At 70.2% G+C, this 11757-nt stretch carries 9 protein-coding genes; 8 read left to right on the forward strand and 1 reads right to left on the reverse strand.

Annotation, left to right across the window (positions count from 1 at the left end):
* A partial coding sequence (locus tag ACLQ6X_RS16095; protein WP_411701157.1) for a RecQ family ATP-dependent DNA helicase occupies positions 1-1441 on the forward strand: 1441 nt, incomplete at its 5' end.
* A 69-nt stretch (positions 1442-1510) separates the two neighbouring features.
* Here ACLQ6X_RS16095 and trxA read toward each other — a convergent pair.
* Positions 1511-1903, reverse strand: a complete 393-nt coding sequence (gene trxA, locus ACLQ6X_RS16100) for a thioredoxin (RefSeq protein ID WP_411701158.1) — start codon at positions 1901-1903, stop codon at positions 1511-1513.
* Positions 1904-2066: 163 nt separating this feature from the next.
* Here trxA and ACLQ6X_RS16105 point away from each other — a divergent pair, with 163 nt between their 5' ends.
* The 7 genes from ACLQ6X_RS16105 to ACLQ6X_RS16135 all read left to right on the forward strand — a co-directional run.
* Positions 2067-6314: a DUF4082 domain-containing protein gene (locus ACLQ6X_RS16105; protein WP_411701159.1), complete on the forward strand. Its 4248-nt coding sequence runs from the start codon at positions 2067-2069 to the stop codon at positions 6312-6314.
* A gap of 91 nt (positions 6315-6405) precedes the next feature.
* Positions 6406-7479 (forward strand): Gfo/Idh/MocA family protein, encoded by a 1074-nt coding sequence (locus ACLQ6X_RS16110; RefSeq protein WP_411701160.1) that lies wholly within the window; start codon positions 6406-6408, stop codon positions 7477-7479.
* Positions 7476-8474, forward strand: coding sequence for an NAD-dependent epimerase/dehydratase family protein (locus ACLQ6X_RS16115; RefSeq protein WP_411701161.1), 999 nt, complete (start codon positions 7476-7478; stop codon positions 8472-8474). Before ACLQ6X_RS16110 ends, ACLQ6X_RS16115 begins: the two co-directional genes overlap by 4 nt.
* Before the next feature lie 14 nt (positions 8475-8488).
* Positions 8489-9685 (forward strand): DegT/DnrJ/EryC1/StrS family aminotransferase, encoded by a 1197-nt coding sequence (locus tag ACLQ6X_RS16120; protein WP_411701165.1) that lies wholly within the window; start codon positions 8489-8491, stop codon positions 9683-9685.
* A complete protein-coding gene (locus tag ACLQ6X_RS16125; protein WP_411701162.1) occupies positions 9682-10335 on the forward strand; it encodes an acetyltransferase in 654 nt (217 codons plus the stop codon). The genes ACLQ6X_RS16120 and ACLQ6X_RS16125 overlap by 4 nt, the downstream gene beginning before the upstream one ends.
* A complete protein-coding gene (locus ACLQ6X_RS16130) occupies positions 10332-11498 on the forward strand; it encodes a DegT/DnrJ/EryC1/StrS family aminotransferase (protein WP_411701163.1) in 1167 nt (388 codons plus the stop codon). Before ACLQ6X_RS16125 ends, ACLQ6X_RS16130 begins: the two co-directional genes overlap by 4 nt.
* A gap of 34 nt (positions 11499-11532) precedes the next feature.
* On the forward strand, positions 11533-11757 hold a 225-nt coding region (locus tag ACLQ6X_RS16135), incomplete at its 3' end, for a hypothetical protein (RefSeq protein ID WP_411701164.1).

Genomic DNA, 11757 nt, shown 5'->3' on the forward strand with positions numbered 1-11757 from the left:
CGATTCGCTGCACGAGCGCGGCCTGATGAGCCTGTTCGCGATCGACGAGGCGCATTGCGTCAGCCAGTGGGGCCACGATTTCCGCGAAGACTACCTGGCGCTGAACCTGCTGCACGAGCGCTACCCCGACGTGCCGCGGATCGCGCTGACCGCGACCGCCGACGACCTGACTCGCGCCGACATCATCACGCGGCTGCAGCTCGAAGACGCGCGCGTCTTCATCAGCAGCTTCGACCGGCCGAACATTCGCTACGCGGTCGTCGAGAAGACCGAACCGCGCCAGCAACTGCTGCGCTTCATCCAGGACGAGCACGACGGCGACGCCGGCATCGTCTACTGCCAGTCGCGCAAGAAGGTCGACGAGACCGCCGCGTGGCTGGAAGGCGTCGGCATCCACGCGCTGCCGTACCACGCCGGGCTGGACGCCGAGGTGCGCAGGCGCCACCAGAACCGTTTCCTGCGCGAGGACGGCATCGTGATGGTCGCGACGATCGCATTCGGCATGGGAATCGACAAGCCCGACGTGCGCTTCGTCGCCCATCTCGACCTGCCGAACAACATCGAGGGCTACTACCAGGAGACCGGCCGCGCCGGCCGCGACGGCCTGCCCTCCACCGCATGGCTCGCGTACGGCCTGCAAGACGTGGTGCAGCAGCGCCGCATGATCCAGCAGTCCGAGGGAGACGACGCCTTCCGCCGCCGTCTCGGAGCCAACCTCGACGCGATGCTCGCGCTGTGCGAAACGATCGAGTGCAGGCGGATGCAACTGCTCGCCTACTTCGGCGAGCAGAGTTCACCCTGCATGAACTGCGACACGTGCCTCACGCCGCCCGAGGGCATCGACGGCACCATCCCCGCCCAGAAGCTGCTGTCGACCGTCGTGCGGCTCTGGCGCGAGAAGCAGCAGCGCTTCGGTGCGGGCCACATCATCGACATCCTCGTCGGCAAGACCACGCCGCGCATGTCGCAGTACGGCCACGACCAGCTCAAGACGTTCGGCATCGGCGCCGACCTGAGCGAGCAGGAGTGGCGCGGCGTCGTACGCCAGATGCTCGCCCAGGGGCTGCTCGCCGTGCAGGGCGAGTACGGCACGTTCGCCGTCACTGAGGCGAGCGCCGCGGTGCTCGACGGGTCACGGCCGGTAAAGCTGCGCAAGGAGCCCGAACGCGGGGCCGGTCGCGCCGCGAAGAAGTCGAAGGTCGCCGCCGACCTGCCGACGGGCTCCGTCGACCTGTTCGAGGCGCTGCGGGTGTGGCGCTCGTCCGAGGCGAAGGCGCAGGAGGTGCCCGCGTACATCATCTTCGGCGACGCGACGCTTCGCGGCATCGCCATCTCGCGCCCCGACTCGCTCGGCGAGCTGGGCGCGATCAGCGGGGTGGGCGAGAACAAGCTCGCGAAGTACGGCGAGGCGCTGCTCGAGGTCGTCTCTACTGCCGGTTGAGTAGGTCGCTCAGCGACCGTATCGAAACCTCGTCGGTGAGGTTTCGATACAGGCCGTAGACGGCCTTACTCAACCAGCGGAGGGTGTCTCGGCCTCCGCAGCCTCGCGTTGTGCCGCGATCTGCTTGTGCACGTCGTCCATGTCGAGGCCGCGCACGGCGTCGATGACCTGGCCGAGCGCTGGGGCAGGCAGCGCGCCCGGCTGCGAGAACACGAGCACGCCGTCGCGGAAAGCCATCAGCGTCGGGATCGACGTGATGCCGGCGGCGCTGGCGAGCGCCTGCTGGTCTTCGGTGTCGACCTTCGCGAACGTGATGTCGGAGTTCGTGGTGCTGGCCTGCTCGAAGATGGGCCCGAACTGCTTGCAGGGGCCGCACCACTCGGCCCAGAAGTCGACGAGCACGATACCGGGCTCGAGAACGGTGGTTTCGAAGTCGTCGGAGGTGAGGTTTACGGTAGCCATCGTTCCAGCCTAGAAGCTGACCGGGAAAACCGCTTGAGCATGCTCGCCACACCCGAACGAGGGTCGCAAACCTCGAAGCATATTGGCCGCCGACTGTAACCCATTTGGGGGGCTAGGCCGCGGCTGCCGCTGTGCCACTATGTCGACGTTACCCGGAGGCAGCATGACGACTTACCCGAAAATTCGTCGCGAAATCCTTACCCGTTTTGCGACCCCGCTTATCGCAGCAATCGCCCTGATTGCCGCCCCGCTCGCTCCCGTCGCGCCCGCGACGACGGTGGCGACCGCGACGACAACCGCGGCGACCGCGAGCATGGCGACGACAGCGACCACGGCGACCAGCGTCAGCGAGACGCGCCCATTCCAGGTGGCCGCGCCCGCCGCGGCGGCCGTCGCGAATCCCTGCGGTCCGGCATCCAACCCGATCGTCTGCGAGAACAGTAACGACGGCAACCCGCCGTCGCAGTGGGACATCGTAGGCGCGGGCGATCCCACCATTCAGGGGTTCTCGACCGACATCAGCGTCAACGTCGGGTCGAAGATCGACTTCAAGATCGACACCACGGCGGCGGCGTACACGATCAAGATCTACCGCACGGGCTGGTACGACGAGCTGGGAGCGCGCTACATCACGAGCGTCACCCCCCTCGCACAGCCGCAGAGCGCGCAGCCGGTGTGCCGAAAAGACATCAAGGTCGAGATCACCGACTGTGGAACCTGGAGCGTGTCCGCGTCGTGGAACGTTCCGGCCACGGCGGTATCCGGCGTCTACCTGGCGGTGCTCGAGCGCGGCGACACCGGCGGGCGCAGCCACATCACCTTCGTCGTCCGCGACAACGCGAGCCACGCCGACGTGCTCTTCCAGACCTCCGACCCGACGTGGCAGGCCTACAACACCTTCGGCGGCTCCGATTTCTATCAGGGAGCCGCCAACGGGCGCGCCTACAAGGTGAGCTACAACCGTCCCGTCGCGACCCGCGGCGACTACAACGGACGCGACTTCTACTTCTCGAGCGAGTACCCGCTCGTGCGGTTCCTCGAGAAGAACGGGTACGACGTCACCTATTTCAGCGGCGTCGACACCGACCGTTTCGGGTCGACGCTCACCAACCACGAGGTGTTCCTCTCGGTCGGTCACGACGAGTACTGGTCGGGCGCCCAACGCGCCAACGTCGAGGCCGCGCGTGACGCCGGGCTGCACCTGCAGTTCCTGTCGGGCAACGAGGTCTACTGGCACACCCGCTACGAGAACTCCATCGAGGGCAGCCAGTCGCCGTACCGCACCCTGGTCAGCTACAAGGAGACGTGGGGTGACAAAGACAGCCCGGGCGGCAAGAAGATCGACCCCTCGTCGACGTGGACGGGCACCTGGCGCGACCCCCGATTCGCCGGCGCCGACGACGGGGGCAGCCTGCCCGAGAACGCGCTCACCGGCACCGCCTACAAGGCCAACCACGTCGACCTGGCCGTGACCGTGTCGGCCGCCGAGGGCAAGGCCCGGCTGTGGCGCAACACCGGGTTGGCTGCGCTGCCCGCCGGCACGTCGCAGGCCCTGGCTCCGCACACGGTGGGCTACGAGTCGAACGAAGACCTCGACAACGGGTTCCGACCCGACGGCCTCGCGCGGTTGTCGACGACGACCGGCCACACCGAGCAGTACCTGCTCGACTTCGGCAACACCGTCTCCGACGGCGACGACACCACCCACCACGTCACCCTCTACCGCGCCGCGAGCGGCGCGCTGGTCTTCTCCGCCGGCAGCATCCAGTGGAGCTGGGGCCTCGACGCCGAGCACGACGGCAACGGCGCGCCCGCCGACCGGCGCATCCAGCAGGCGCAGGTCAATCTGCTCGCCGACATGGAGGCACAACCGCTGACCCTCGATCCGCTGCTGACGGCGGCGACCGCGAGCACCGATGGCTCAGCTCCGACGGCGACGGTGGCGTCGCCCGCGACCGGCAGCCAGATCGCGAACGGCAGTTCGGTGACGATCACCGGCACGGCGGCGGATGTCGGCGGCGTCGTCGTGGGTGTCGAGGTCTCGACCGACGGGGGCGACGACTGGCACGCCGCGTCGGGCACGACCGCGTGGGCCTACACCTATGTGCAGCACGGAAGGGGCAACCAGCCGGTGATGGTGCGCGCGATCGACGACAGCGCCAACTTCCCGCAGCAGCCGACGACGGTGACCTACGTGGTCACCGGCCCCTACTCCGTGCTCGGCGACGAGATTCCCGCCGTCGACGACTCCAACGAGCCGGCGCCCATCGAGCTCGGCATGCGGTTCACCCCCGCGGTCGACGGCTTCGTCTCGGGCGTGCGTTTCTACAAGAGCGCGGCGAACGTCGGCACGCACACCGGATCGATCTGGCGCAGCAACGGAACCCGGCTCGCGCAGGTCACGTTCTCTGACGAGACCGCATCGGGGTGGCAGACCGCCTTCTTCGTCTCGCCGCAGCGCGTGCAGGCGGGCTCGACCTACGTGGTCTCGTACAACGCGCCGGTCGGGCGCTACGCCTTCGCCACCGAGTACTGGGCGTACCGCGGCAGCGCGGCCGGCCCGCTCACGGTCGCGGGCGGCTACGGCGCACCCGAGGCGGGCGTCTTCAGCGAAAACGGGGGAATCCCCAACCTGTCGTACGCCGGCACCAACTACTTCGTCGACGCCGTCTTCGACACCGTCGACACCTCGCCGCTCGTCGCGACCGACCACTCTCCTCTCGACGGCTCCACGAGCGTTCCCACCTCCGCGTCGGTCAGCGCGAAACTGTCGCGCGACGCTACCGGGGTCGACATCGCCGTGACCACCGCGGCCGGGGCCGACATCGCCGGATCCACCCAGTACGACCCGGCCACCCGCACCGCCGTCTTCCGCGCCACCACCCAGCTCCCCTACGACACGACGTTCACCGCGACCCTCTCTGCGGAGGACACCAGGGGCGAGCCGCTCACCGCGGGGTCGTCGTGGTCGTTCGTCTCGGTGAAGGCCCCGGCCAGCGAGAACGTCTGCCCCTGCAGCCTCTTCGACGACAGCATGACCCCCGAGATCATGCAGGTCGGCGACAACAACGCCGCGCTGACACTCGGCGTGAAGTTCACCCCGAGCGTCGACGGCACGGTGAGCGCGGTCAGGTTCTACAAGTCCCCGGGCAACACGGGCCCGCACGTCGGTTCGCTCTACACCGCAACCGGCACGCTGGTCGCGTCCGCCCCCTTCCAGAACGAGTCGCCGAGCGGCTGGCAGACGGTCACCTTCCCCACCCCGGCCGCGGTCGATGCGAACACCGCCTACATCGCCGCCTACAGCACCACCGTCGGTAACTACTCGGTCACCGCCGGTGGCTTCGCGGGACCGGGCTCCACCCGCGGCCCGCTGCGGGTCGGCACCGGCGCTGGCGCCTTCGCCTACGACGATCCGTTCCCCGGCAACCCGTCGAGCAGCAACTACCTCGTCGACCTGGCCTTCACCCCCGCCGCGACGCCGCTCACGATCACGTCGCAATCGCCCGCCCCTGGCGCGGTCGATGTCGTGCGCGACAGCGTGGTCACCGTGGGCTTCTCCGCCCCTGTCGAACCCGGGTTCGACCTGACCGTCACCTCGGGAGGGACCTCCGTCGGCGGCGCCGCCGCGCTCTCGGCAGACGGCAAGACGATCACCTTCACCCCGACCGGCACCCTCCCCGAACACGCCCTCGTGCGGGTGGAACTGACGGGAGCGCGCAAGAGCGGCAGCCCCGCCCTGCCCACTCAGAGCTGGTCGTTCACCACCAGGGCGCCCGGCAGCACCACGTCGGACTACTCGCTCTTCGGCGCCGAGGCACCCGTGGTCGCTGCGGCGTCGGATGACGCGGCTGCCGTCGAACTCGGCGTCTCGTTCACGCCCTCAGTAGCCGGGCAGGTCACCGCGATTCGCTTCTACAAGGGGCCGGGAAACACGGGCCAGCACATCGGACGCCTGTGGGCATCCGACCGGAGGATGCTCGCCGAGGTGCAGTTCGGCCAGGAGACCGTGAGCGGCTGGCAGGTCGCCGCGCTCACCACCCCGGTGACGCTCGTGCCGGGCGAGAAGTACGTCGTGTCGTATTTCGCGCCGCAGGGCAGGTACTCGTATACCTCCGGGTACTTCTCGCAACCAAAGACGAGCGGGCCCCTGACGGCCGGCACGTCGGAGAACGGCCGCTTCGTCTACGCCTCCTCCGGCGGGTACCCCGACTCGTCATGGGGCGGCTCAAACTACTTCGTCGACCTCGTCTACTCGGTGACGACCGGCGGCCAGTCGTCGCCGAGCCCGACACCGACGCCGACGCCGAGCCCGACACCCACGCCGAGCCCGACCTCCACACCCACCCCGAGTCCGACACCGACACCGACCCCCACTCCGACCCCGAGTCCTACCGCGGGGTCGCGGTAGCCGGTCGACCGCTCCATCGAGGTGACTCTGCCGCAACACCCTTAAAGCGGCACACCTTCCGACTCTCACCCGAATAGAGAAAGAGGACTACATGACAAACCAACTCAGCGTCGCGGTTGTCGGCGCGGGCTACTGGGGGCCGAATCTCGCCCGAAACTTCAGCTCCAGCCCCGAGTGGCGCCTCGCCGCGATCTGCGACCTCGACCCGGTGCGCGCTCTCGCGCTCGCCGAGAAGGTCGGGCACGTCGAAGTATTCGACGACCTCGACGCGCTGCTCGCCCGCGACGACATCGACGCGATCGCCGTGGCGACCCCGGCGCGCACCCACCACGCCGTGGTGCTCGCCGCCCTGCGGGCCGGCAAGCACGTCGTGGTCGAGAAGCCGCTCGCCGACAGCCGCGCGCACGCCTTCGAGATGGTGCGCGAAGCCGAAGAGCGTGGACTCACCCTCATGGCCGACCACACCTACTGCTACACGCCGGCCGTGCTGAAGATCCGCGAGCTCGTGGCGGAGGGCGCGCTCGGCGACCTGCTCTTCATCGACTCGGTGCGCATCAACCTCGGGCTCGTGCAGCCCGACGTCGACGTGTTCTGGGATCTCGCCCCCCACGACCTGTCGATCATCGACTTCATCCTGCCGGGCGGGCTGCGGCCCACCGCCGTGTCCGCGCAGGGAGCCGACCCGCTCGGTGCCGGCAAGTCGTGCATCGGCTACCTCACGGTGCCGCTCGAGAACGGCGCCATCGCGCACGTGCACGTCAACTGGCTCAGCCCGACCAAGATCCGCAGCATGGTGATCGGCGGCACCAAACGAACGCTCGTCTGGGACGATCTGAACCCGCAGCAGCGGCTGAGCGTGTACGACCGGGGTGTCGACCTCGCCCAGCAGTCCGTCGATGGGAGCGACCGCGCGGCCGCCACCGTCAGCTACCGGCTCGGCGACACGTGGTCGCCCGCGCTGCCCGAGCACGAGGCGCTCGGCGCCATGGCGAGCGAGTTCGCCGCCAGCATCCGCGATGGCAGGCCGGCGCGCACCGATGGCCTCGCCGGCCTGCGGGTGCTCTCGGTGCTCGAGGCCGCGAGCCGCAGTCTCGACACCGGGGGCGCGATGCACCCGGTCGCGAGCGACACGGTCGAGAGCGACGCGCTGGCGGTGGCCCTGTGACCGCCGTGGCCGGCGCGCGCATCCTCGTCACGGGCGGCGCGGGCACGGTGGGATCGACGCTCGTCGACCAGCTGCTCGAGGCCGGCGCGGCGCAGGTCGACGTGCTCGACAACCTCGTGCGCGGGCGCGTCGACAACCTCTCCGCCGCCCTCGCCACCGGCCGGGCGCAGCTCGTCGACGGCGACATCCGGGATCGCGACCTCGTTCACGACGTGACGCGCGGCAAGGATCTGGTCTTCCACCAGGCCGCGATCCGCATCACCCAGTGCGCCGAAGACCCGCGGCTCGCGCTCGAGGTACTCGTCGACGGCACCTTCAACGTGTTCGAGGCGGCCGCGGAGCACGGGGTCGACAAGGTCGTCACCGCCTCGAGCGCCTCGGTGTACGGGCTGGCCGAGCAGTTCCCCACCGGCGAGCGCCACCACCACCACAACAACGACACGTTCTACGGGGCGGCCAAGTCGTTCAACGAGGGCATGATCCGCAGTTTCCGCGCGATGAGCGGTCTCGACTACGTCGTGCTGCGGTACTTCAACGTCTACGGCCCGCGCATGGACGTGCACGGGCTGTACACCGAGGTGCTCGTGCGCTGGATGGAACGCATCGCCGACGGCAAGCCGCCCCTCATCTTCGGCGACGGCCAGCAGACGATGGACTTCGTCTACACCGGCGACATCGCCCGCGCCAACCTGTTGGCGGCCGAGAGCGATTCGCGCGAGGGCGTCTTCAACGTCGCGAGCGGCGAGGAGACCAGCCTGTTGCAGCTCGCCGAGGCGCTGCTGCGCGCCATGGACTCCGACCTCTCGGTCGAGCTCGGGCCCGAGCGCGCGGTCAACGGTGTCACCCGCCGGCTCGCCGACACCGAGGCGGCCCGCCGCGACCTCGGCTTCGCGGCCGACACCGGTCTCGAAGACGGGCTGCGCGAGCTGGTCGCGTGGTGGCAGCCACTGCGCGACGAGATCGCCGGCACCCGCAAGGTCGAGGTGACGGCGTGACGCGCATCAACGTGATGAAGCCGTGGTTCGGCACCGAGGAGGCCGACGCGCTCGCGCGGGTCATCGAGTCGGGCTGGGTCGCGCAGGGCCCGCGGGTCGCCGAGTTCGAGGAGAAATTCGCGGATGCGGTGCAGGCGCCGTTCGCGGTGGCCACCTCGAACTGCACGACGGCCCTGCACCTCGCGCTCGTCGTCGCCGGCATCGGGCCGGGCCACGACGTCGTGGTCCCCTCCTTCTCGTTCGTCGCGACGGCGAACGCCCCCACCTACGTGGGCGCCCGCCCGGTGTTCGCCGACGTCGACCCGCTCACCGGCAACGTGACCGCCGCCACCCTGCTCGCCGCGCTCACCCCCGAGACCCGCGCGGTGATCGTGGTCGACCAGGGCGGCATCCCCGTCGACCTCGACCCGATCCGCGAGGCGCTCGACCCGTGGGGCATCCTCGTGATCGAGGACGCGGCGTGCGGCGCCGGCTCGACCTACCGCGGTCGCCCCGTGGGTGCCGGAGCCCAGCTCACCGCGTGGTCGTTCCACCCCCGCAAACTCCTGACGACCGGCGAGGGCGGAATGCTCACCACCGACAACGCCGAATGGGCGAGCCGGGCGCGACGGCTGCGCGAGCACTCCATGAGCGTCTCCGCCAACCAGCGCCACGCATCCGTTCTCGCTCCCCCCGAGCAGTACACCGAGGTGGGCTTCAACTACCGCATGACCGACATGCAGGCGGCCGTCGGCATCGTGCAGCTCGGGCGGCTGCCCGAGATCGTGCGTCGCCGCCGCGAGATCGCAGCCGCCTACACCGCAGCCCTCGGCGACGTTCCCGGGCTTCGGCTGGTCGGCGATCCCGAGTGGGGCACCAGCAACTTCCAGTCGTTCTGGATCGAGGTGCTGCCCGACTTCCCCGTCGGCCGCGAGGGGCTGCTCGCGCACCTCGCGAAAGACGACATCTCGGCCAGGCGCGGCATCATGGCCGCGCACCGGCAGCCCGCCTACGCCGGCCGCGACACCGGCAGTGCACCGCTGCCGGTGACCGACCTCCTCACCGAGCACACGCTGATTCTGCCGGTCTTCCACCAGATGACGGATGGCGAGCTGACCCGGGTGGTCGAGTCGATCAGACGCGCCGCCGGAGTGCAGACCACGGCACAGTCCACGGGGTCGCGCAGCGCCGTCGGCGCCGGCGCGACGCCCGACGGGCGGTCGACGCCGTGACCGACCTCATCGTGCTCGGGGCGAGCGGGCTGGCGAGGGAGGCGCTCGCCGTCGTACGGGAGACCGGCTCGCACACCCCGATCGGCGTGCTCGACGACCGGGTCGGCCACATCGAAAAGACTTTCGCCGGCCTGCCCGTGCTCGGGCGCATCGCCAACCTCGACGACCACGTTCGGGCCGACGTGCTCATCTGTGTCGGCTCGGGGCTCGCGCGGGAACGCATCGTCGACTGGCTCGCCCAGACGGGCGTGCGAGGCATCCGCTATGCGACCGTCGTCGACCCGAGCGTGCGCAATCCGGCCCGCTGCCGCATCGGCGCGGGCAGCATCGTGCTCGCGAACGTCACCATCACGGCCGACGCGACGGTCGGCGACCACGTGGTCGTGATGCCGGGAACCACCATCACCCACGACGACGTGGTCGACGACTATGCGACCCTCGCGGCCGGGGTGTCGCTCGGCGGCGGCGTCACCGTCGGCAGGGGCGCCTACGTCGGCATGAACGCCGCGGTGCTGCCCGGCGTCACCATCGGCGTGCGCTCGGTGGTCGGCATGGCCGCGGCCGTGCTGCACGACGTGCCGGACAACGAAACCTGGGCCGGCGTTCCGGCCCGCCCCCTCACCGCCCGACCGTTGGAGATGATCACGTGACCACCACCCCGCGCACCGTCGCCATGCTCGACCTCGCACACCAGCACCGCGCCGTCGAGGCGCGGGTGGCCGCCGGTTTCGCCCGCGTGCTGGAGACCGGCAGCTACATTCTCGGGCCGGCGGTCGACGCGTTCGAGGCCGAGTACGCGGCCTTCAGCGACGTCGCGCACGTCGTGGGGGTCGGCAACGGCACCGACGCGATCGAGCTGGCACTGCGCGCCGCGGGCATCGGACGCGGCGACCGGGTGGCGATCCCCGCGAACACTTTCGTCGCGACGGCGGAAGCCGTGGTGAGGGCGGGCGCATCCGTCGTGCTCGTCGACTGCGACGAGCATTACCTCATCGACCCCGACGACCTGCGCCGCCGGCTCACGCCGCAGGTGCGCGCCGTCATCGCGGTGCACCTCTACGGGCAAATGGCCGACGTCGACGCGATCCGCGCGGTGGTGGGCGAGGGGGTCGTCGTGATCGAGGATGCCGCCCAGTCGCAGGGTGCCCGGCACCGCGGGCGGCGCTCCGGTTCGCTGGGCGACGCCGCCGGCACCAGCTTCTACCCCGGCAAGAACCTGGGGGCCTACGGTGACGCGGGTGCGGTGAGCACGGGGTCGGCGCGGATCGCCGAGCGGGTGCGGGCGCTGCGCAACCACGGCGGAACCCACAAGTACGAGCACCTCGAGATCGGCACGAACTCCCGGCTCGACTCGCTGCAGGCGGTGGTGCTGTCGGCCAAGCTCGAGCACCTCGACGCCTGGAACGCCGAGCGGCGCGCGCTGGCCGACCGCTACACCGGGCTGCTCGCAGACCTGCCCGGCGTGATCACGCCGACGACCGCGCCGCACAACGAGCACGTCTGGCACCAGTACGTGGTGCGGGTCGCCGACCGCGACCAGGTGCTGGCGACGCTCGTGGCGGCGGGCATCGGGGCGGGCGTGCACTACCCCTCGCCCGTGCACCGGCTGCCCGCCTTCGACTACCTCGGCGGCTCGTTCCCGCACGCGGAGGCCTACTCGCGCCAGCTGCTGTCGCTGCCGATCTACCCGGGGCTCGACGCCGACGCGCAAGACTACGTCGTCGAGACGCTGGCGGCGGCGGTGGCGCCCCGCACCGCTACCGCTACCGCCGGCAGCACCGCGACCGCCGCGCTCGCCGGGGCCGAATCGTGAGAGTCCCGCGCTCGCGGCCGGTGCGACCATGCGGGTGAGCGCGCCGAGCGAGACCGACTCGGCGGCCGCCCTCGGCGACCGCGTGCGCAGGGGAGCGCTGTGGGCGGGCAGCAGCTCGATGTTGCTGCGGATCGGCAACATCGTGGTGATGGCGGTGGTCGCGCGCATCGTCGCCCCCGAGCAGCTCGGCCTGTTCGCCCTCACCCTGGTCGTGCATGGCGTCGTGGTCAGCCTGGCCGAACTGGGAGTCTCGTCGGCG

This window comes from Conyzicola sp. (genome assembly GCF_046714715.1).
GTDB lineage: Bacteria > Actinomycetota > Actinomycetes > Actinomycetales > Microbacteriaceae > Conyzicola.

Bases quoted from the DNA above. Each gene is read 5' to 3' on its own strand.
- trxA (WP_411701158.1), bottom strand. From the start codon at position 1,903: ATGGCTACCGTAAACCTCACCTCCGACGACTTCGAAACCACCGTTCTC.
- ACLQ6X_RS16105 (WP_411701159.1), top strand. From the start codon at position 2,067: ATGACGACTTACCCGAAAATTCGTCGCGAAATCCTTACCCGTTTTGCG.
- ACLQ6X_RS16110 (WP_411701160.1), top strand. From the start codon at position 6,406: ATGACAAACCAACTCAGCGTCGCGGTTGTCGGCGCGGGCTACTGGGGG.
- ACLQ6X_RS16120 (WP_411701165.1), top strand. From the start codon at position 8,489: ATGAAGCCGTGGTTCGGCACCGAGGAGGCCGACGCGCTCGCGCGGGTC.